The organism is Butyrivibrio sp. WCE2006 (assembly GCF_000701985.1).
Lineage (GTDB): Bacteria > Bacillota > Clostridia > Lachnospirales > Lachnospiraceae > Butyrivibrio.
In genome coordinates this window covers 92,306-116,107 of the sequence record NZ_JNKH01000006.1, presented here as the reverse complement: position 1 = coordinate 116,107, position 23,802 = coordinate 92,306, and the positions used below count along the sequence as shown (strand labels likewise).

Below are 23,802 nucleotides of genomic sequence, written 5' to 3'. Positions count from 1 at the left end.
ATCCTCCCCCTTAAGTGGCTCCTGTTATTTAAGAACCACACTTTTCTTATGATAATATTCAGCCAGTGACTTGTTAAGCCAGTCCTTCTCATCTGTAGTTATATCTGAAAAGAATAATAGGCCCGGTCTTACGGAATATGATGAAAGTTCAACCTTTTCAGTTTTCTCATCCAGTAAGAGATTTAGTCTCTCCTCAAATTCCTGTTTATAAATCTTTGCTCCACCTCGAATATCCGCTATCGCTTCTGATGACGTAAGTATCGCAGGCTCAGGTCTTACTGCCAGGGAAGTACATACAATAAATGCCGCTGCTACAACCAGGACAACCTTAGATGCATACTGTCCAAGGAATGCATCCTCAAGAAAATCCTTTGGCTTTCTTTTTTCAATATCATCCGTATCTATAAGCTTAGCCGGCTTTATAACATATCTTATCCAGCCACACATGTAGCCTATGGATAATATCAGTAAAAGCATTCCCTGCATATAAAACAGAGCCTGGATTCTTCCTGCTTCTATACTTCCTGTGGCATATATCGGCGGCGTAATGCTTGCCGCTGTGAGCAGGAATGAAAAGGAAATAAACAATACCGGATGATCAAATCCGTAAAAACGCTTTATTCTTCCTGTAGCCTTCCACAAAAACGGTACAAGAAATGCTATCAGTATCACAACAGGCCAGGTCAGCCATTTTCCAAGCATTGCATCCACTGTGTAGTATATTGCCATAAGTATTGCTTTTATGGGATTAAAAGCAGCCTCAGCAGATCTCTTATGATTACCGGGAGCGATCATTGAAAGAAAAAGACCCAAAAGCATGAATGATGATGGGATGACACAAACTTTAAGCTCTGTCAGTTTTTCAGCCACCCTTACCAAAAGATGTTTTCTGTATTCTATCTGCTTTTCAATAGGTGCCTTTTCCGTGAAGTATGTTATAAGAGCTATCAATAGGATACATGCAGATATTATCCCAAGGCTAAGTGCAGTCATATAATTGGCGCCGCCCAGTAAAAATCCGATTACCGAAAGAGCAGAAATCTTATATCCTTTAAATGATAATACACCGGAAATCTTTAGAATGAATCCCAGCCACAGAAGAGCGAGACCAAACATAAACAAATAGTTGACAGCCCCGCTGTACCAGAAAAGGCTCTCCACTCTGGCAGAGCCTTCAGGTAAACACTGGATCAGAATAAAATAGATAATACTGATAATGCAGCCTGTAAGGTGCTTCTCCACTCTGAGGATTCCCATAAGGAGCTGTCTTAGGAAATACCAAAGCCCCACAGTGAACATAAAAAGCACGATCCAGGTTCCAAGAAAATAGAATTTTTCTCCAAAAACATGCGGAGCCAAAACAGTCATAAAGTTGCTGAAATATACACCTGTCCAGTTATTGTAATACCATATGGACATGTATATTGCTTTAACAACAGCATAAAACCCTCCCGATGACAAAAAGGCATCATGGACTTCATTCGTCATGCTAAAATCATCCGCTGACGGTACGCCATACATTGACACGTACAATATCGGAAGTAAAGAAAGAATATTTATTAAAAATAGTACTATTCTCAGGGTTTTAAGCTTAATCTTTTTTTCCATTTGTCGCTCCGATAAGGATTTATTTGAATGAATTTATCAGGTCAATAACATAAGTCTGCTCATCCTCTTTCATCCCGGTATATATCGGAAGTGAGAGAACCTCATTAGCATACTTCTCGGTTATCGGCAATGCACCCTCTCCTATTCCGAGATATCTGTATGCCTCGGAAAGATGCGGCGGTATCGGATAATGGATAATGGTAGTCACATTGTTATCGGCAAGATACTGCATAAACTCATCACGCCTTCCGGCTATCCTTACCACATACTGATGCCATACGCTTGTGGCACCTTCTGCAACAGCAGGCTTTATAACGATCTGATTGGTAATACCCTCGTCATATCTTTTTGCGATGGCAGCCCTCTCATTGTTTATCTCTTCAATATATTTGAGTCTTACTCTTAATAGGCCTGCCTGCATCTCATCGAGTCTGGAGTTAGCGCCTACTACCATGTTGTAATAACGCTTCTCACTTCCGTAATTGCGGTAGATCTTCATAAGTCTTGCAAGCTCAGCATCATTTGTAGTGATAGCACCTGCATCACCGAATGCTCCCATATTCTTTGAAGGATAAAAAGAAAAACATCCTATATCCCCAAAGCTTCCTGTCATTTTCCCGTTAAAGCAGGCACCGTGAGACTGAGCGCAATCTTCCACCAGCTTTAAATTGTATTTTTTGCACAGCTCCAAAACCTTGTCCATCCCCGCTGCCTGTCCATAGAGATGTACAACAAGAATAGCCTTGGTCCTGTCTGTGATTTTCTCCTCAATCTTTGAGGTATCAATCTGGTAATATTCATCAGGCTCAACAAAAACAGGGGTTGCATCATTTATAGTAATGCCCATAACGCTGGCTATATAGGTGTTACCCTGAACTATAACCTCATCACCTTTACCGATCCCCAGAACTCTGAAAGCAAGCCACAGAGCATCCAGCCCGCTTGCAAGACCTACACTGTACTTTGTCCCCACAAAGGCTGCAAACTCATTTTCAAAGTTTTCTACCTCTTTGCCAAGGATATACCAGCCGGAGCGAAGAACCTCCAGAGCCTTTTTCTCATATTCTTCCTGATGTTTGAAGAAGCCGCGATCCATACGGCTTTGCATAATTTTGTCCATTATTTATTATCCCTGCGCTTAACGTATCCTGCATACCAGTCAACGAAGTTTCTGATACCGTCTCTTAAATCTGTATCAGGCTTAAAGTCAAAGTCTCTCATAAGGTCATCCACATCGGCAAATGTAGCCTCCACGTCACCTGGCTGCATAGGTAAGAGCTCTCTGTGTGCCTCAAAGTCAAAGTCCTCCGGAAGTACTCCGTGAGCAACCAGTTCCTTCTGAAGAATATCAACGAAATCCATAAGGTTCTCAGGGTTGTGATTACCGATGTTGTAAACCTTGTATCTGTTACCCTTCTCATCCTCGTCGGGAGTGCTCTGCATAACATTGACAACACCTGTAACTATATCATCAACATATGTGAAGTCTCTCTTGCAGTTACCATAGTTAAAGATCTGAATAGTCTCACCGCGAAGGAGCTTATCAGCAAACAGGAAAAGCGCCATATCCGGTCTTCCCATAGGTCCGTAAACAGTGAAGAATCTAAGACCTGTGGTTGCCATTCCATACAGGTTACTGTAGGAATATGCAAAGAGCTCATTGGATTTCTTGGTTGCAGCATAAAGTGAAAGAGGATGATCCACCTGATCCTTTGTGCTGAAAGGAAGCTTTGTATTACCACCGTAAACGCTTGAACTGGAAGCATATACAAGATGCTCTACCTTGGGATCAGAGTGTCTGCAGGCTTCAAGAATGTTATAGAAACCGATCACATTAGCTTCAATATAAGCTCCGGGATTCTCGATAGAATAGCGTACACCAGCCTGTGCAGCAAGGTTTACAACAACTGCAGGCTTATATTTTGCAAAAACCTCATCGACTGCTGCCTTATCTGAAATATCACCTTTTACAAATATGAAATTCTCATATGCAGACAGCTTTTCAAGTCTCTCCTCTTTTAATCTGACATCATAATAGTCGTTAACATTGTCAAAGCCTACAACCTTTATATCCTTAAATTCACCAAACAGACGTGCTGCAAGATGTGAGCCGATAAATCCGGCAGCACCGGTTATAAGCACTGTTTTACCGTTCAGATTTACATTTTTTTCTTTCATTTCTAAAAATTCTCCTTAAGATGATATAATAACATGATAGTTAAAAAAGCTCCGGAGGTCAATTTATGGGCAGAACAAAGCTCGCTGCCAAAAACATAACATTTGGATATGTAGGTCAACTGGCAACTGCGCTGATGTCATTCATTCTGCGCACTATTTTTATTCAGAGACTCGCCGAAACACTTCTTGGCGTAAACGCACTCTATAGCAATATCCTATCACTTCTGTCAATGGCTGAACTTGGTATAGGAACTGCTCTTAATTTCAGTCTCTATGCTCCAATAGCAAGGCACGATACTGAAAAAGTAAAGTCATATATGCAGATGTACCGCAAGGCTTATCATACCATAGCCATAGTTGTTGCGGTAATAGGACTTCTGCTTACTCCGTTTTTAAAATATCTGGCTAAGAATCCCGGAAATATTACCACTAGAGATCTTACTTTTTATTATCTCATTTTCCTTTTTAATACAGTAAGCACCTACTTTGTTTCATATAAATACAGTCTGGTCAACGCAGAGCAGAAGAACTACGTACAGACAAATATCAATACCATAACGAAAATCGTTACCGTATTTTTCCAGATCCTTATTCTGCTGTTTATACCAAACTTCTATCTCTACCTGCTGACAGATGCGGCTGTTTCGCTGATCCAGAAGATATTTGTAAATAGCTACCTTAACAGATTATACCCGTATCTCACAGAAAAAGATATCACTCCTCTTACTGCCGAGGAACATAAAGAGGTCTGGAGCAAGACCAGAGCTTTGGTTCTTCACAAGGTCGGAGATGTGGCAAGACTTCAGACGGACACACTTATAATCTCATCCTTTATCGAAGTTGCCGTTGCAGGCGTTGTGGACAATTACACTCTTGTTACAGGAACCATAGCAAATTTCGTAAATATAATCTTCAACTCAGTAATATCCAGCTTTGGCAACCTCATAGCCACAGAGACAAAGGACAGGCAATACCGCCTGTTCAGGGTATACCGCTTCTTTGCTTCATGGGTTTACGGTTTTTCTGCATGTGGTTTCTTCATTCTGTTGCAGCCCCTCATATATCTATGGATCGTAAGAAGACACGGCCCCACCTGGATGCTCGGTACATTCGCCGTATATCTTCTCATCACAGATTACTATTTTAAGGGTGACAGAATTGTACTATCCAATTACAAAACTGCTGCAGGGGTATTTGAACAGGATAAATACCTGGCACTCATCCAGGGCTTTGTAAACCTTGTGATTTCCATTGTCCTGGTACAGAAAATCGGACTTGCCGGTATTTACATCGGAACCGTAGTATCAGGTCTTATCGCCAATATCACAAAACCGATAATTATTTACAAAGTATGCTTTGACAAAAATGCAGCCTCTTATTTCTTAGACAGCATCAAATACATACTTACCGAATTATCGATAACATGCCTTTTGTATTTTATAAGCACACTTGTATTAAAAAACATAACTATTCCAGGCTTTGCAATCATGGTTATCCTGGTTACCATCATATATAATGGAATCTTTTGGTTTTTGTATCACAAAACCGATGAATATGATTATCTGAAAAATATTGTATTAAGAAGGTTTAAAAAAGCATGACTCAGGAAATAATTGAACAGATGATGCGGGTGGCTGAGGCTGACCTGTTGGAAATAAACAAATACACCCCAAAGGATATGGTAAAGGATGCGGCAAAAAAAGCCCTTGGCAGGGCAACTTCAAACCGTGATCCCATTTTCTGGCCTGCAGGTCTTTTGATGCTGGGGCTTTCAGAGGCTGCCCTTTCTCCATCAGACTCTGCTTCAAAGCTTATCTCGGAACCGGTGAGGGAAAACGCCATAACCATTCTTCGCTCTTATCTGGACAGATGGATAAAGCAGGGCGAAGAAGTTTCCTATGTGGATGATTCGCTGACAGGAGTAACACTGATAAAGCTTTTTGAAAAAACTGATGAAAAGCGCTATCAGCACGCAGCCGCCAAGATAGCTGCTTTCCTCTCACAGTGTCAAAAGAATCCCGAGGAAAGTATTATTTATAACCCTTCAAAGGGAAATGACCTTATCTACGCTGACGGTGCCGGACAATCTGCGATGTTCCTCTCCTTATATGCAGCAGCTTCCCACAAAAGGACTGCTCTTTCTATTGCTGCAAAGCAGCTTGTCAATTTCCACCAGAACGGTTTTGATGAAAGGTCAGGACTTCCCTACCATGCCTTTTCTTTATCCGAAGGTAAAAAACTTGGAATCATAGGCTGGGGACGGGCTGTTGGCTGGCTGATGCTCGGATACTCAGAGATACTCTCAAACATCCAAAAACAGTCCAAAGAAAGTGAAAATCCCATAAGTGACTCTCTTCTTAAACAGACTTCAGACAAGCTCATGTCAGATTTCTACAGCTTAATGAAGACTATTCTCACCTACCAGAGACCTGACGGAGGATTTTCATGGCTTCTTCCTGCAATTGACGGAGAGGCTGATACCTCAGCAACAGCAATGATCGCCTACTCCATGGCCAACTGGCTCAGGAGCGGTGCCTTCCGCACTCATGCAAAAGAGCTGTCCACTGAAATAGAAAAAGCCGTTGTCAGCGCCAGGGATTTTCTCCTTGAGCACACTGAAAACGGCTCTGTAAAACAGTCTTTAAGCGGGTGCGAAGACATCGCAGTTCACAGGCAGACCTACGGTCATTATCCATGGGGACAGGGTTCTGCTCTGGCTTTCCTGAGTATTCTTGAATTTTAACTCTGGAATGGCTCGCACCAGGCTCGAAAATACCTCGTCAAGTGCTCTGCTCAAGCAAGCTCCACTAAGCTCGACAGGACCTTGCTAAGTGGACTTGCATGGCTCGCACTAGACTCGAAAATACCTCGTCAAGTGCTCTGCTCAAGCAAGCTCCACTAAGCTCGATAGGACCTTGCTAAGTGGACTTGCATGGCTCGCACTAGACTCGAAAATACCTCGTCAAGTGCTCTGCTCAAACCATGGCAGGTGGAAGTTCATCCGTTGATGTCATGTAAAACTGCTCAACGCGCACACCTGCCGAGAGAGCATAATACCTTAGTGTATGCTTTCCTCCCCGAAGCTTTACATCGACAAGAGGAACCCATCGCCATATGTTCTCTGCAGAAAATCTCCAGACAGATTGTCCTCCGTAGAGATCTCTCTCAGAGTATATCTTATCGTCTACACCTATCGTAAAGTGGGCTTTATCTGCATCCCACATAAGAAGCTTTCCCCATATTCTATAGGTACCGCCTCTGGTTTCCACATTATAGTGAAGCGAAGGTGCCTTCTTTATGGCACTCATGCCTCCCCAGGTTGTTCCATTGTATCTTTCAAGAGCCTTTTCATCCCTTATGTACATGGCAAGACCTGTCTCACCGTGTGAAGGAGCATTACAATAATCCCAACCCTCTCCTTCTGTGTAGGCCATCCTCGATTCAGCAAGTGCAGATGCAGCCTCTATGAATATTCTTCCATCCTTTTCCACAGATATGTGTTCACCCTGACCGACTATCTCTGTCGCTGCCATAGGAGAACCATAGTGTGATAAGAACTCCATGTGCTCGCCCATCTCAAGGCAATTACCCTTTTGCTTTCTAAAGGCATAATATACGGGTCTTGGTGGAAGCTCATAAGCTTCTTTTCCGTAGAAATCCCAGCTGAACCCTGCAGCATCAAAGCTTAACGGAAGTCTCAAATCTCCGCCTCTTATACCAAGAGTGTTCTCCTGCCTCTCTCTTGTATATATAACAAATCTGGAGAAGGAGAAGTACTTATCAACTGCATGGAAAATAATCCTGTGGGATCCGGGTTTAATGTTTGGAAGACGAAGATAAAGCTTATCCACATTATTCCTTACATTATTCTTCCACTCGCCCTTATAGGCATCATTGGCCTCAGTCTCAATAACCTCTACGGGATTCTCATCAACTGAAACTCCAATTCTTATCCTTCCCTTGGAATTAAGCGAAGGGAATCTGTGAAGCTCTAATAAAAATGCTCCTGAGCTTGTAACAGTAACCTCATAGGTAAGAGTTGCACCTTCTGTCCTTGCTTCAACAAGTGAGCCCCTCTGTCTTCCAAGGTTTGGAATGCGTACCCAGGCACCTGATAAATCTCTTACCATGTCCGCCTCGATCCTCAGCATTCCGTCATCCTCCATATGCGGAGGAAATACTATATTGCCCTGTCCAAGAAGAGTGATTCCCCTAAAGAGCTTTGCTTCAACAGGAATGATATGACTTTCCCCTGTCATAAGCGCCATAACATGGATTGAATCCTTTATGGAAACAACGGGATCATCTGTTTTAACCTCACCCTTTTTTGTCAAAAGCTCTGTCAGATCCGAAACCTGATTCCAGTCAACCTCAAGAAGTAATCTTTCTTCCCCGCTTATCCTGATATCGCCGTGTCCTTCAAAGCCAACCATGCTCTCATCTGTTATTCTGAGCCAGGATGGCAGATCAACCGTCACAACAATTTCATTTTCACCTGCATTTGCAATCTCAAACCATTTTTCAACAGGTTTAACAAAAGTCAGAGCATTTTCCTCATTCTGACAGGTCACTATAAGATGATCCTCTGATTTTCTTATAGGCGGCTTACATGCAGGATGCATTGCTGTTCTCGGCGGAGGGAAATCCTCAGGCGTCATGACGCCATCCCACTTTCCGTCAGCCATAATGTGATTATAGAAATAAAGCATGCTTCGCCTTGCATGATCAAAGGCCAGAGATCTTGTGGTATAGTCCGCAGCACTGTGGGTTTTTCCCTGTCTTATGCAAAGATTACTTCTGTCAGCGTAGTAATACATGGCATAAGTATAGTAAGCTGCATGAATTTTCATAAGAATAAGCTGGAAAAATGCATCCTTCTCATTGTCCGGCAAAGAATGATAAATCCTGTTCCCGGTCTTAAACATATATTCATATCTGTGGATTCTGCTTACCGCTTCATCGGTATAAGCTGTCTGGGAAAAGGCGTCAGCATCCATCTGTTCAACTTTTCGAACATTGGTAAGCTGATCAAATTCAACCAGCATGGGTGCCAGTTTTTTCCCGTGATGACCACTAAAGGTTTCATCTATCCACTTCGCCAGAAAGTCTATTTCATCCGCACAGATTGTGTCTGCTTTTCCGATATCCCAGGCAAGCTGTGCATAATAGGTCATCTGCTGTTCAAGGGGCTTTATCGCACCGAAATTAGTGACCCAAAGTTTGCGGATACCTTCCTCATAGGCTTTTTTTAACTCATTCCTGGTCTGGGAAAGCGGAATAGAGCACAGGAAAAGATATGATGAACCCGGCGGTGCCCAGTAGGAATTGTGATAATACAACCCGTTTCCACCAGATCTTCTCTTCTCATTTTCGTTGGGATAGCGCCTTACATGGCCGTAATTGTCATTTACCCAGATCAGCGTAAAATCATCCGGTATCGTTAGTCCGCCATCATATAGCTCAAGAAGCTCCTTGTAGGGTACAAAAATCTTCATAGGAGTGTAGTCCAAAGTGCTCTCTAGGATCTGCTCCTGTGCCTTTATAACATCTTCAAGCAGCTCTATCTTTGCATTTTTAAGCTCTTCTCCTCTCAACCCCTTAAGCGCTACAGGTTCAAACTCAGTATCATTTATCCCTCTCATTCCAAGGGTGTAGGTTACTTCATAGTCCCTGGTCTGTTCAACTGCTTCCTGCCAGTATTCTATTATTGCGTCACGGCTCTTTTCAGAAGCGGAAAAATCGTAAGGCATTCCGCCATAGCCCTTCTTTTCAAGCCATGGTCTCCACTCCTTATTATTGCTACGCATAAGCATATCGCAGTGGGAAGTACCGATAACTATTCCCATCTTGTCCGCAAGCTTCGCATTCTCGGGATTGGCATTGAAGGCGTTGACATGCATGGCAGGCCAAAGATAATTCATTTTAAGACGCAGCATCAGTTCGAATATCTTTTCATAGGTTTTTATACCTATAGTTGTCTCACCCAGATACCTCTGTGCCCAGTGATCCAGCTCTTCCTCATCATTTATGAAAATGCCCCTGTATTCAATGCTCGGATGGTCGGAAATATGATAGTCATCAGGAAGTGATATTTCTGTCTTTGGATGGATTGGAACATCTGCCATAAAGTACCAGGGAGACACGCCAAGAACCGATCTGCAGAATTCATAGATTCCGAAAACCGTTCCCCTCCTGTCCGATCCTGCTATAACAAGGCGTCCTCTTCTGTCTCTTATAACGTAAGCCTCTTTTCTGCGCCTTCCATGGGAACTGAAAAGTCCCACAAGATCCTCTTCCTCAAAATCCTGACATACTCCTACCGTACCCACAAGAATCTGCTGTGAATCAGGATCATAGACCTCTGTATTAATTTGAAGTACACGTTTGAAATCGCGTATCAGATTCGATACCGCGAGTTTGACCGCTTCAGATTCGCGCTCACTGATCGTCACCACGACCGATGAGTACTGTCTGATAGTTATACCCATAACTCTCCCCCCATGAGATTTTTGGTTACTATCTGGTTAATTACAAAAATGTTAATTAATATTTTATCAATTTTTTATAATTTTGTGTTATAGCACTTTGCCGAATATTTTCTTTTAAATTGTCTAAAATGACGATTTATTAAAGCCTGGCTGAAACCTGTAAATACTTACTTGTTTTAATTAACATTTTGTAGGACAATAGAAATGGTCGCGTTAATTTCATATTAAGTGGGCGTATATGGAAAATAATATTCTAAATAGATTTATCCAAATCTTATCAGACACAGACAATACTATCGAGGCTGCGGAAGAAGCCTTTGATTTGCTTGCGCCATCCTTTAATATTTCACAGATTATCCTGGATTTAAATATACCTGAAACAAGACAGACCCCCACCGGTGAAGTCAGGCATGTAACTGTCTACACAGGCGATATAGCTAACGATTCAGGTGCTGAGATCGTGTGGCTGGAGGAGTCACAACGGACCTTTGAAAACGGTATGATCTCCATCCATGTATACGCTCCCATCGAAACGAACTGGACTGCAGATGAGAGACAATTACTGCTCTCAGCCATCCGCATTTTCCTTATTCACATGGGCAGATTCCGCCTGGAGGAGCTTGTTCAGAAGAGTGCTCTTACACAGTATCTTACAGGTCTTCCCAATTCAGGAGGCTTTATTTCCTTTGCCACAAGGAAGATGATCTCCGGTGATATCAAGAGATTTAACTCCTATTATTTTAATTTAAAAGGATTTGGTCTTATAAACAGACGCTTTGGCAATGAAGAAACAGACAATATCATCAGAAGATATGCCAGGGCCTTATTGGAATTCTGTAACGATGATGAAATTATCGGTCACCTTGGAGGTGATAATTTTGTGGCGCTTATCCGCAAAGAACGCACGGGAGATTTCCTTGCTCTTTTGCAGAAAACCGAAGTTTTCGGTATCCGTAACGGTGAAAAGATTCCTGTTTATATAAGTGCAGTTGCGGGTGTTTACGATATAGATGATTCATTAAAGAATCCAGGTCAGACCATCGGAAGAAGCTCTATCGCCTGCAGTGTTGCAAGGTCACTTTCAAATGAGCCCTTCCTGTTCGTCACAAAGGAAATGAGCACCAAGGTTTATCGTGAAAAACAGATAGAAGACAGCTTTGAGGATGGACTATCCAACAACGAATTCAAAGTTTTCTACCAGCCTAAGGTTGACACTAAAACCAATACCCTTATTGGCGCCGAAGCCCTTTCCCGCTGGTTTTATCATGGAGAATACGTTTACCCTGCTGAATTTGTTCCGGTTCTGGAAAGGAACAGTTACTCCATAGGTCTCGATATATATGTAATGGAAGAGGTCTGCAGTACTATCCGCCAATGGATAGATAAAGGTCTGGATCCTGTTCCGGTATCGGTCAACTTCTCAAGAAGTGATCTTTCTGATGACAGACTCGCAGATCAGATACTGGCCATTACCCAGAAATATAATATCGACCTTGACTATATACAGATTGAAGTCACTGAAACAGCTACCCAGAAGGAGAAAGGTCTTATTACTGATTTCCTTAACAAGCTAAACGGCATGCACATCGCCAGCTCCATCGATGACTTTGGTACAGGTTATTCCTCGCTAGGAATTTTAAGGGATCTTCCTGTATCCACCATAAAGATCGACAAGTCCTTCATCGATAATGAAATTTTGACAACCAGGGATGAAATCGTCCTTAAGAACATTATTAATATGGCAAAGGAGCTTGATATCGAGGTCATCACAGAAGGTGTGGAAAGACCTGATCAGATAGCGCTTCTTCAGCGGGTAGGCTGCGACCATGTGCAGGGCTTTTTCTATGATAAACCTCTCAGCCTTGAGGAATTTGAAGAACGCCTAAAAAACAAAATATATCCGGTATAAAAAAGATTTATAAAGCAAAAAACGTCTTTCTCCAAACGAGAAAGGCGTTTTTCACATAAGACCTACCGTGTCCTATATTCACAGACTATATATAATGTCCTGATAATTAACTACAATGCTGCAAAAAGTATTGAGATCACTATCTGCAATATTACAAATCTGATAACTACCTGAGTGTCTGACCATTCTAGATTTTTCCTCATATGATCATGGATTGGTGTTCTCAGGTTAGTCATAACATGCAATTTCAAGAATCTTATAAGCGAAATCTTTAAAAGTCCAAGCCCACCATCAATAATAAGAACCAGAGACAACATCAGGTATGCAAAAGGATGTCCTGATTTCATGGCAATTAGAGCTATAAAGAATCCCAGTGCTCTTGAACCGGCATCTCCCATAAGCATGGAGCTTGGAGAGCAGTTAAAGTAAAGGTATGCCAGAAGTACTGCTGAAAAAAGCTGTCCTGCAGTAGCCATACTTCCGAGAGGTTCAGAGAACATTATTGCAAATGACATTACGGTTACAATTACAAGGGATCCACATAATCCGTCCACACCATCAGAACAGTTGGTAACATTGATCGCAACCCAGATAAGAATGACTCCCAGTATGAAATACACAGGGTATGGCAATTTAAGCTCAAATGCAAGAAATTGAATCGTGCTGTCGTTATGAGCTAAAAATGTAGCCATGGTAGCAACTGATATAACAAAATCTATAAGACCCTTTTTATACTCGTTCCAGGGTTTATCAGACGCATCATCAAGATATCCGCTCAGCATTATAAGAAACAGCAGTCCCAAATATATAATCAGTTCAAAGGATAACGGCAAAAACAGTATTGATGCCAGAATAAAGTCGATAACAAAGACTATTCCCACGCCTCTAAGCTTACCCTTTGAAAGGGCTCCGTTCACTGCAAATGCTCTCCCCTGGTCCTGGGGCAAAAAAGAAAATCGCATATTTAATGAAATAAATGTAATCACATATGCGACTATCATTCCTATTGCAGCTGCCTGAAACTGCGTAAATCTGCTAATCAGTAGTTCATATAACATTTCTATTCTTCACTCCTCTGTTTCCTTATTAACTTAATTTTATTCTGATATTTGCACATTCATGTTATAATTTCTTAGACTCATAAAGTATTTTAGAGTTATCAAAATAATATGAAGTGCGGGTAAAACTATAATCCCGACATCATTATATTAACGAAGGTAGGAAAGAATGGCAACTGTTTCTAAATTCCCGGATATCATAAAGAACTATATGAATCCGTATATTCATTCAACCATTAAGGATGGCTTATATCGCCTGAATATCGCGGCAACCCGTAAAATTTCACTGGTTTTCTCTATAATAGAATTTTTTATTTTGCTTTATTATATTTTTTTCAACAGGATCATACTGTCTTCAAAGGGAGTACTGCCCTCTACACTGCTTGCAATAGCAGTGAGCATCACAGCTTTTCTTATTTGTGATCACGGGCTTAAATCTTCAAACCGCCCTTACAAGGCATATCGTTTTGTCTGCATCGCTTATTTTATCCTGCTTATAGTCTTTGGCATGTTCGTATCATACTTTAACTATACCAGAGGACATCAGATATTTACTTTCTTTTCAACAATAGTCTGTCTTGTAAATTTTATATTGCTACCGCCTGCCCTCAGTTCAGTAGTGATAGGTGGCTCATACATTATTTTTTACCTTTTTCTCTATTCCTATGATCATGCATTGCAGGTAAATCTTTTTAATTACTCTCTGTTTGCCATGCTGACCATTATCGGATCATATAACAAATACAGAATGCAGGCCACAGAGCTTGAAAGAATCCATCGAATAGAGCGAATGAATGACATGCTTCAGAACGTTCCAGTGCATGACAATGTCACTGACATGAAAAACCGCTACGCCCTTCGAGACGATTTCAATTCATATCAGAATCATCACATTATTGTTGTTATGCTTGATCTTGAAGATTTTAAGAGCATCAATGCCGAGCATGGTCAAAAAGCCGGTGATTTGATACTTAAGCAGGTGGGTGAATGCATAAAAACCCATCTCACAGACAGTCATTCCTACAGATATGGTTCAGATTCATTCCTTATAATTCTTCAGGACATTGAGCTGAGTGATGCACTTCAGCGTCTTTCTATCTGGGAGAGAAACATGGCGACCTTAAGCGTACCGGATATTGATCAGCAGATTCATTACACCAGTGGTTACTCCCACGGAACACCAAGGGATGAGGATGAACTCAGAATGCTGATAGAAGCAGCTGACCGCAAGCGAAGAGACTTTTCATGACCATATCGGATAATGCTGCCTGTTGCCCAAAAATTGTCTTTTTTGAAAATATGCTTTTTCAAATACTTCTTTTCTGTTAAAATAATGAAGGTGTGTCTTAAAACACATTTTAAGGAGGATTATGTTATGAAATTTAATAAACGAATTGTAAGCGTCGTGCTCACAGCAATGATGCTCACATCTGCCGTAGGATGTAGTAAGTCCGAGACACCTGCAGATGATTCATCAGAAGGACTCTCCTGGGAATCCATTCAGGAGGAGGAACCTGCAGAGGAGACTGTTGAAGAAGCTCCTGTTGAAGAGACTGAACCTGAACCGGAAATTGTTACAGCAGAGATTCCTGCCGGTATGTATAGAAGTGAGCTCACAGGTGAACCCATCAGCGAGTCACTTAAGGATCAGCGTCCTATCGCTGCAATGGTTGATAACGAATCAATCGCACTTCCTCATTTTGGTATTTCAGAGTGTGATGTAGTATACGAAATGATGAACAGTACCCAGAACGGACGTATCACCCGTCTCATGTGCCTTATGAAGGATTGGGGTTCAATCAAGCAGCTTGGTTCTATCAGAAGTACAAGACCTACAAACATCATCCTTTCTGCAGAATGGAATGCTGTACTTTGTCATGATGGTGGTCCCAAGGTTCATATCGATCCCTATCTTGCCAAGGAATGGGGTAACAACCACTTCTCAGGTACATTCTCCCGTGTAGATAACGGTAAGAAGAGAGAATATACAGAGTACATCCTTGCAGGCGATCTTGAGAATAACTTCTCAGGCAGCAATTTCTCAACAACATATAATGAATTCACTCCCGACGGAGTTAAGGATGCTCACTTCAACTTTACTCCCTGGGGTAATGAGATAAGCCTTGAGAACAAAGGCTATGCTAAATGCATCGATGCTAACACTATAGATATCATTCCTTTTGAGCACAACAGCTCAAAGCTCGTATACAATCCTGATACCAAGGAATATGAGTATTATGATTATGGTAACCCTCACAAGGATGGCGAAGACGGTGCTGTTCTTTCCTTCAAGAATGTAATTCTTCAGAAGTGCACCTTCAATCAGCTTGATGATCATGGTTATCTTATCTACAACTGTATTGATATCAACCAGCCCGGTTACTACTGCACAAACGGTAAGGCAACAGATATTGTTTGGACAAAGACCGGTGAGCTTGTAAAGACACAGTTCTTTGATTCACAGGCTAACGAGCTTGAGATCAACAATGGTAAAACCTATATCGCACTTGTTCCTGCAGATACATGGGATCAGCTGGTAATTGAATAATAGAATGTTTAAGGCGTCGCGAAATGCGGCGCCTTTTATCTTCTCATCTATAAACAAATTCATTCCTGTCTTATTCTATCAGTGTTTTGAATGTCTCAGCCGGAACAGGTCTTGAGAAGTAAAATCCCTGTATCATCTCACACCCGATAGCCTTCAGATACTCATATTGTTCCTCAGTCTCAACACCTTCTACAACTATTGGCATATCCAGCTTTTTGGTCATTTCAACAATAGTGTTTATAACTACCTTTCCCTTTTCAGATGAGCCTATTCCGTCCATGAATTTCATATCTGCCTTCAATATATCAACATGTGCATTTTTGAAGGTATTAAAGCTGGAATAACCGCTTCCGAAATCATCCATAAGTATTCTAAAACCAACCTCTTTAAGTAAGTCCACTGTATTGAAAAACTTCTGATTTTCCGCCACAAATGCGCTTTCCGTAATCTCAAGCTTAAGATCATTGGGAGACAGGTGATACTTCTTAATCAAATCAAGAATGATCTCATACAGGTTTTCCATCTGCAGATCTCTTCTTGATATATTTACAGATACCGGCGGTACAAGGATACCCTCCTTTCTCCACTCAGCAATCTGCATGCATACAGTTTCCCAAATATAGATATCAAGTTTGTTGATAAAGCCATTCCTCTCGAACAGTGGTATGAAATCACCCGGACTTATAAGTCCGTAGTTTTTATCCTTCCATCTTACAAGAGCCTCCGCACTGCATATTTTCTTCGTCTTTGCATCATAGATAGGCTGAAAGTACGGTATAAAGCTCTTATCGTTAATGGCTTTATCACAGTTATGAAGCATATATGCCTGCATTTCAAACGCATGATTTAATGTATTATCAAATACTTTCTCATGCTTATCATATTCGTATCTTATGGCGTTCATGGCGAACTTAGCCCTGTCGCACATAAGCTGCGGATTCATTTTCCTGTCAGTTACTGGATATACCCCTGAATACAGTGACAACGTATAATCTATCTGTTCTCCAGGATACATTTCATCAAGCGACAGGCTCCCCTGAAGCATCCAATATGATCCATTTGGGAACAGACCTACGAAGTTGTCCTCACCCAGGTATGCAAGTTCCACCTCCCATGAAAACTTCCTGCGCATTTCAGCAGCTACGCGCTTCAAGATATCATCACCACGCTCAAATCCGAATCTCTCATTAACATCCTGAAAATCCCTTATATCCAGAAGACAAAGCTGATAATCAGTATTAGGATTCAGTAAAAGATCCTCTTCCACTGCCCTGAAAAATGCCTTTTGGTTATATAATCCGGTTTTGGGATCGGTAGGGTTATCAACAAGATAAAGCATAACCAGATTAAATGTAACAGCTGCAGCAAATGCTGACCCCATATACATAAAATCAGTGATCCAGTTGTTCATTATAAGCATGAAAAAAACTACCATCACCATAGCAGAGATAACTGATGCAGCCACTTTTCCAAGTCGTTTTAGGTGTCTCCATGCCAGATAAATAGTAAACAGCACATATATGGCACTAAGAGCAGTTGACAAAACTATAAATACTATCCTCTCCGGTGTGACTAATCCCTTTACATCACTAAAATACGCAATATGATTAATAGGATTAAGAATCAGAAGATAAATCAATTGAAGAGCATAGGGAAGGATTGACAATAGCGGTGCCTTTTCCCAGTACCTTGCAAGGCCTATGGTTATCTTAAGACCGCAAAGAAGATAGGTATTTAAAGCAATTATCAGCATGGTCTCACTGGCAACATACGAAATATCGCTTCTAAATCCTATGTATTCTTCATATAATTCCAACGCCCAAATAAGAATTATGTATGCAATTGTGACATCAATTTCAAGATCAATCCATATCGTGCCTACTGTGCGGCTAATACTTCTTGCCCTTATTGCTAGTATGCCGATTGCTATGATCCCTAAACTAAGCAGTGTGATCATATACTAACTCCCAACTTATTAATGATTATACATAAAAATATCTTAAGAACGGTGGACCTCCCTTTTTTTTCAGATATTCTTTATATCATTTTTACAAAATATCGAATTTTTGAAGAAATATCATTTTCTGATTTTTTCCTGATTACAGCAGTATTTATTATATTTTTCTAAAATGTATAAAACATATCCCAGGCATAATGCGTTTCTTAATCTAATCATGTTATATTCAAATTAACTATTGGAAATTATCCTTATTGTGCTTTGGAGATAATTATGTCAGAAACAAAAAAAGTCATAGTCAGTTTAAATAACGTCTCCAGAGAATTCGGTTCCGGTGACGGAAAACTTGAAGCATTAAAAAATATCTCTTTAGAAATATATGAGAATGAATTTGTTGTCATACTGGGCGAAAGTGGCTGCGGAAAGACCACTATTCTAAACATAATCGGAGGTATGGATCATCTGACAACCGGAGAGCTGAAAATCGAAGGCATAGATTATTCTCATCCTACAAACAAAGAGCTTACCGAATATCGAAGGCACTATATAGGCTTTGTTTTTCAGGATTATCATCTCATGCCCAACCTTACTGCAAAGGAAAATGTCGAATTCATATCCGTTCTATCTGAAAACTCAATGTCACCGGATGAGGCAATTCGTGTGGTAGGTCTTTCTGAGAGGGCAGGTAACTATCCTGCACAGTTAAGCGGTGGTCAGCAGCAGCGTGTGTCAATAGCGCGTGCCATCTGCAAACACCCAAAACTGATTCTCGCTGATGAACCAACAGCAGCACTTGATTACTCCACAAGCATTGAAGTACTGTCCGTTTTTGAACGCATTGTAAGAGAAGAAGGCACTACAGTTGTAATGGTTACACACAACAACGAAATAGCAAAAATGGCTGACAGAATCTTTAAGATAAAAGACGGTCAGCTTGACTCTATTGTGATTAACGATGTTCCTGCCAGCGCAAACAGCCTTACCTGGTAATTTATGCCTATGAAAAAGATACATCTTACAGATTCACTACGAAATATAAGAAAACAACTTGTAGCCTGGTTTTCCATCATCGTTGTAGCATCCTTTGCTACAGCGGCTTATTTAGGTCTTACGTATTCTTCTTTCGGGCTAAAAAGTGCAGCAGAAACTGTTTATACCCAGACAAATTTCAGGGATATACAGATTTCTTCAAATTGCATGCTCTCTGAGTCCGACCTGTCTGAAATTGATGCAATTGATGGAATCACAACCGTTGAAGGAAGACTTCGCTCCTTTGCAAAGCTTAAGACAGATGAGAGCACAACGTCCATTACAGCAGCATCTATACCTGAAAAAATCGGAATTCCCACCATATCCTTGGGAAAACTTCCACAAAAATCCAATGAATGCATAATAGAAGAAATTCTTTCCCAAAAGCTTTCCATTAATGTCGGAGATACCATACAGATAAAAGATCAGTATGATGAGGATCCACCTGAGCTGAATGAAAACTCTTTTCTTGTCACAGGAACTTTTACCCACGCAGAGCATCTGACCTATGACCTTGATGAGTCCTACTGCGTTCTCGTCCCAATAGATGCCTTTGATAGCTCCAAATTTGATAACTGTTACAGTTATGCTGAAGTCATTTTTGATAAACCATCAGGAGTGTCTTATTTTAGTGATGTTTATTTTAATCTTGCAGATGAATATATAGATAAAATAGAAGCTCTGGGGGAAAAGCTCGCACCTGTACGCTATAACAACTATGTAAGCTTCATGAATGACCAGCTAAAGGACAGCGAAAAAGAATTATCTGACGCTTCTTCCGACCTGGAGCTTGCCGGAAGAATGGTCTCTTCACTTAACGGTAAAACAGGTGAAGTCATGGCAGACCTGGGCAATATGCTATCTGTAATCATCAGCAAGGACCCTGTAGAATATAAAACCGCCGATGAACAGATTTCCGATTATGAAAAGGGCGTTAAGGAATATGATCATGCCGTAGACCGTGTTGAGGACACCCGTGAGAATCATAATAAAACCGTAGCAAAGGGAGAAGGAATCTGGTATGTATTTAACAGGAATGCCAACCCATCCTTCACCTATACCAAAAACAACTTCGAAAATCTTAGAAACCTGAATATGACCTTCTCCCTACTGTTTGTTCTGATTTCCGTAATGGTTGTATTTGTATCCCTTTCGAGGATGGTTTTTGAACAACGTTCTATCATCGGTATATCAAAAGCCCTGGGGATGCATAGCAGCGAAATATTCGCAAAATACCTGATCTTTGGTCTTTCAGCTGCTATGATTGGAGCTTTTCTTGGCATACTTCTTTCGCTTTATATTATTGAACCTGTTATAGCCCTTGGCTATGGTGACCACTTCTTTTTCGGGCGATTTAAATTAGTTGTTGAAATAACTCCCACAATAGTCACCATAATCATAGCTCTGATTGTTGCCATACTTGCCATATACTTTTCATGCGGTTCACTTATGCAGGATTCTGCCCAAAAACTTCTTTCTGAACGCGTTCCTAAAGGACATTTGAAAGCACTTGAAAAGTCTCCTTTTCTAAGAATGCTCCCTCTTTACAGCAGAATTATACTGCTCAATATGCGCTCTGATATAATCCGTGTCATTGTCACAATACTTAGCGTAGCAGGATGCTGTTCTCTTACCCTTATTGGTCTTACACTTCGCGCATCAATAAACGGTTCCCTTGAGAGACAGGTCAACGATTATACGGGATATGATGCCAAGATAACCATAAACACTTCTGTATCTAAGGATGTCACACAGAAAGTCTCAACGCTACTTGATAAACATGGCATTTCCTATCTTTTGTTTTTGGATAAAAAGGGGAATGTTCAAATTGACGATACTACAGAATATATAGAGTTTCTATTATCAGATGACCTGAATCTCCTATCCTACTATCATCCGATCATTGATCACTATACAAACAGTGATTTGCTGTCAATGACAGCTACAGATAAGGCTCCGGATCCAAATAACGGACTTCTGATAACAACCAAGATGTCTGAAATATATAACCTTGCACCGGGGGATAGTATCTATGTTCTTGATGATCTGGGTTATAAACACAGTGCCGTAATAAGCGGAGTAATAAATAATTACCTTGGAAGATACATAATATCGACAAAATCCTACTATGAACAGGTCGTTAATACGAATTATAATGACAGCACTTTCTTCATAACCTTTAGTGATAAGGCAAAAGAAAACAAGCTGATAGATGAATTATCAAACATTTCCGGATTTGAGGCTTATACTCCGGCTTCTGAAGAGGTAGAATCTCTTCAAAATATAATTATTGTTCTTAATCTTATTGTTGTTCTCCTGATCGTACTCTCAGGTATCATGGCCTTCTTTGTCATCCTGGGACTCGCAAACATGTACCTGGTATCTAAAAAGGGCGAACTGACAATAATGAGAATTAATGGCTATACGATACGTGAAACCATCGTTTATGCCATACGTGAAGTAGTATTTACCACTTCTGCAGGTATTATACTTGGGATAATTCTTGGATGTATCATGGCACTTTACATTTTGCGTACCATGGAACAGTTACATTATATGTTCCTTCGCACACCAGATATCCCTTCATGTATTATCTCATTCATTATTACCACCATATTTTCTGTAGGCATTTATTCTATTGCCATGAGTAAGATAAAAGATTTATCGCTGAATGACTTCTAAAATCTCCCTGGCTAGTGCTCTCTTTTAGATAAGAATTTCCTTTATGATGAAAAAGGCTATAAATGCTAATTCAATCAGCATTTATAGCCTAAAAAAATCAAAGCAATTTATTTGTCATTGTAAAGATGACATTTTACAACGTGTCCGTTGCCCATGTCCTTAGCCTGAGGTGCCTGTTCCTTACAGATACCCATGCAATGAGGACATCTGGTATGGAATTTACATCCCTTAGGCGGATTAGCAGGTGAAGGAATATCTCCCTCAAGGAGTACTCTCTCCTTCTTGATATCCGGATCAGGCATCGGAATAGCACTGAACAGAGCCTTTGTGTAAGGATGAAGAGGTTCAGCAAAGATATCCTCTGTTTTACCTGTCTCTACGAGGCTTCCAAGATACATAACACCTACAGCATCTGAAATATGCTCAACTACTGAAAGATCGTGTGAGATGAACAGATATGTAAGATTGTTCTTCTCCTGAAGATCCTTAAGGAGGTTAATGATCTGCGCCTGAATAGAAACGTCAAGAGCTGATACAGGCTCGTCACATACTACGAACTCAGGTTTAACAGCAAGAGCTCTTGCAATACAGATACGCTGTCTCTGACCACCTGAGAACTCATGAGGATAACGATCCTTATGATAGGGCTGAAGACCACACTCCTTCATGATCTCTGTGATATAATCATCAAATTCTGACTTGGGAACAAGTTCATGTTCACGAACAGCTTCTCCAATAATCTCACCGATAGGAAGTCTTGGTGAGAGTGATGAATACGGATCCTGGAAAATAATCTGCATCTTTGTACGAAGATCACGAAGCTGCCTCTTATCAAATTTACTGATATCTTTTCCGTTGAAGATGATGTCACCCTCTGTCTTCTCAAGAAGTCTTAAAATAGTTCTTCCTGTAGTTGACTTACCACAACCTGACTCTCCAACAAGTCCCATTGTTGTTCCTCTGGGAATTGAAAATGTTACATCATCAACAGCCTTAACATTACCTGTAACGCCGCCAAAGAATCCACCCTTAATGGGGAAATACTTTTTGAGGTGCTTTACTTCGAGTATGTTGTCTTTATTATCATTAATCTTAACACTCATTAATTTGCACCTCCTTCAATATTATTTATGCTGCCAGCAAGTTCCTCGCATCTGTAGCAGCTTACAAAGTGTGTAGGAGAAACCTTGTATACTCCGGGATATTTACCGGAACATTTCTCTGTACACATTTCACATCTATCCTTAAAGTAGCAATAATCAGGCATATCAATAGGGTTAGGTACGTTACCCGGAATATTGTAGAGCTTATCAACATGCTTACCAACAACCGGCTTGGATCTCATAAGACCTATTGTATAAGGATGTCTGGGATCCTTGAATATCTCTCTTGCAGTACCTTTCTCAATAACACGTCCCGCATACATAACAACAACATAATCAGCCATCTCAGCAACAACACCAAGGTCATGAGTGATAAGCATGATTGATGAATTGATCTTATCCTTAAGGTTTCTCAAAAGATCAAGAATCTGTGCCTGGATAGTAACATCAAGCGCTGTAGTAGGCTCATCTGCAATGATAAGCTTAGGATCGCAGGCAAGAGCCATAGCGATCATTATACGCTGACGCATACCACCTGAAAGCTCATGGGGATACATCTGGTATACACCCTCTTTATTGGCGATACCAACCATCTGAAGCATTTCAATTGTTCTTGCCTTAACCTGCTCGGGTGTCATCTCAGGATTATGAAGAGCAATAACCTCATCTACCTGTGCACCGATTCTGAATACAGGATTAAGTGATGTCATGGGCTCCTGGAAAATCATTGACATTTTATTTCCACGAAGCTTCTGCATAACTGAAGCAGGAGCATTAACAACATTTATTGTTTTATCTCCATCGTTAAATCTGATCTCACCTTCTACAGTCTGACCTGAAGGTCTCTGTACAAGCTGCATAAGTGAAAGGCTTGTAACTGATTTACCACAGCCTGACTCACCAACGATACCAACTGTCTTACCCTGAGGTACCTCGAAGGATACGCCGTCAACAGCCTTAACTGTTCCTATATCTGTGAAGAAATATGTGTGAACATTATCAAACTCAACACAATTCTCAGGATTTTTCATCTTTGTAACATATTCGCTCTCAGGAATATGTTTTCTGTTTCTCTTTTTCTCTATCTCTGATGTGATCTTACGATTCTCTCTAGAGATTCGTCTTGATTCTTTAGCAGAGATATAATTTGAATTCTTTGCCATTTTGCTCTCCTATATATACATATAAGATAATACGTCCTGCTTTGTACTATCATACTCCCACAAGACTCGAAATCATTTG

15 protein-coding genes are annotated in these 23,802 nt (G+C 40.8%); 7 read left to right on the top strand and 8 right to left on the bottom strand.

Going from position 1 to position 23,802, the window contains the following annotated elements; all coding sequences use genetic code 11:
• Nucleotides 1-24: 24 nt before the first annotated feature.
• Genes T501_RS06170 through T501_RS06160 form a run of 3 tightly spaced genes read right to left on the bottom strand, consistent with a single transcriptional unit; the run spans nt 25 to nt 3,786 of the window.
• A complete protein-coding gene (locus tag T501_RS06170) occupies nt 25-1,608 on the bottom strand; it encodes a DUF6056 family protein (RefSeq protein ID WP_044913857.1) in 1,584 nt (527 codons plus the stop codon).
• Between the two features lie 19 nt (nt 1,609-1,627).
• A complete protein-coding gene (locus T501_RS06165) occupies nt 1,628-2,728 on the bottom strand; it encodes a DegT/DnrJ/EryC1/StrS family aminotransferase (RefSeq protein WP_044913856.1) in 1,101 nt (366 codons plus the stop codon).
• Nucleotides 2,728-3,786: an NAD-dependent epimerase/dehydratase family protein gene (locus T501_RS06160; RefSeq protein WP_026509495.1), complete on the bottom strand. Its 1,059-nt coding sequence runs from the start codon at nt 3,784-3,786 to the stop codon at nt 2,728-2,730. The genes T501_RS06165 and T501_RS06160 overlap by 1 nt, the downstream gene beginning before the upstream one ends.
• A 65-nt stretch (nt 3,787-3,851) precedes the next feature.
• On the opposite strand from T501_RS06160, the gene T501_RS06155 reads away from it, so the two are divergent.
• Nucleotides 3,852-5,387 (top strand): lipopolysaccharide biosynthesis protein, encoded by a 1,536-nt coding sequence (locus T501_RS06155; RefSeq protein ID WP_044913855.1) that lies wholly within the window; start codon nt 3,852-3,854, stop codon nt 5,385-5,387.
• Entirely contained in the window at nt 5,384-6,529 is a 1,146-nt protein-coding gene (locus T501_RS06150; RefSeq protein WP_044913854.1) for a glycoside hydrolase family 88 protein, read from the top strand. Before T501_RS06155 ends, T501_RS06150 begins: the two co-directional genes overlap by 4 nt.
• A 232-nt stretch (nt 6,530-6,761) precedes the next feature.
• Here T501_RS06150 and T501_RS06145 read toward each other — a convergent pair whose 3' ends face one another.
• A complete protein-coding gene (locus T501_RS06145; protein ID WP_044913853.1) occupies nt 6,762-10,274 on the bottom strand; it encodes a glycosyl hydrolase 115 family protein in 3,513 nt (1,170 codons plus the stop codon).
• A gap of 238 nt (nt 10,275-10,512) precedes the next feature.
• On the opposite strand from T501_RS06145, the gene T501_RS06140 reads away from it, so the two are divergent.
• Nucleotides 10,513-12,183, top strand: a complete 1,671-nt coding sequence (locus T501_RS06140; protein WP_044913852.1) for a putative bifunctional diguanylate cyclase/phosphodiesterase — start codon at nt 10,513-10,515, stop codon at nt 12,181-12,183.
• 110 nt (nt 12,184-12,293) lie between these two features.
• On the opposite strand, the gene T501_RS06135 is transcribed toward T501_RS06140, so the two are convergent.
• Nucleotides 12,294-13,241: an MraY family glycosyltransferase gene (locus T501_RS06135; protein ID WP_044913851.1), complete on the bottom strand. Its 948-nt coding sequence runs from the start codon at nt 13,239-13,241 to the stop codon at nt 12,294-12,296.
• 169 nt (nt 13,242-13,410) lie between these two features.
• On the opposite strand from T501_RS06135, the gene T501_RS06130 reads away from it, so the two are divergent.
• A complete protein-coding gene (locus T501_RS06130; protein ID WP_044913850.1) occupies nt 13,411-14,490 on the top strand; it encodes a GGDEF domain-containing protein in 1,080 nt (359 codons plus the stop codon).
• Nucleotides 14,491-14,616: 126 nt separating this feature from the next.
• Nucleotides 14,617-15,789 carry a DUF3048 domain-containing protein gene (locus tag T501_RS06125; protein WP_081843058.1) on the top strand — a complete coding sequence of 391 codons (1,173 nt, stop codon included), beginning with the start codon at nt 14,617-14,619 and terminating at the stop codon, nt 15,787-15,789.
• Nucleotides 15,790-15,859: 70 nt separating this feature from the next.
• On the opposite strand, the gene T501_RS06120 is transcribed toward T501_RS06125, so the two are convergent.
• Nucleotides 15,860-17,746, bottom strand: coding sequence for a putative bifunctional diguanylate cyclase/phosphodiesterase (locus tag T501_RS06120; protein ID WP_044913849.1), 1,887 nt, complete (start codon nt 17,744-17,746; stop codon nt 15,860-15,862).
• 273 nt (nt 17,747-18,019) lie between these two features.
• On the opposite strand from T501_RS06120, the gene T501_RS06115 reads away from it, so the two are divergent.
• Entirely contained in the window at nt 18,020-18,736 is a 717-nt protein-coding gene (locus T501_RS06115; RefSeq protein WP_026509504.1) for an ABC transporter ATP-binding protein, read from the top strand.
• 9 nt (nt 18,737-18,745) lie between these two features.
• Nucleotides 18,746-21,457, top strand: a complete 2,712-nt coding sequence (locus T501_RS06110) for an FtsX-like permease family protein (RefSeq protein ID WP_197027925.1) — start codon at nt 18,746-18,748, stop codon at nt 21,455-21,457.
• Between the two features lie 107 nt (nt 21,458-21,564).
• On the opposite strand, the gene T501_RS06105 is transcribed toward T501_RS06110, so the two are convergent.
• Nucleotides 21,565-22,560, bottom strand: a complete 996-nt coding sequence (locus tag T501_RS06105) for an ABC transporter ATP-binding protein (protein WP_026509511.1) — start codon at nt 22,558-22,560, stop codon at nt 21,565-21,567.
• Nucleotides 22,560-23,723 carry an ABC transporter ATP-binding protein gene (locus T501_RS06100; RefSeq protein WP_044913847.1) on the bottom strand — a complete coding sequence of 388 codons (1,164 nt, stop codon included), beginning with the start codon at nt 23,721-23,723 and terminating at the stop codon, nt 22,560-22,562. The genes T501_RS06105 and T501_RS06100 overlap by 1 nt, the downstream gene beginning before the upstream one ends.
• Nucleotides 23,724-23,802 lie beyond the last annotated feature (79 nt).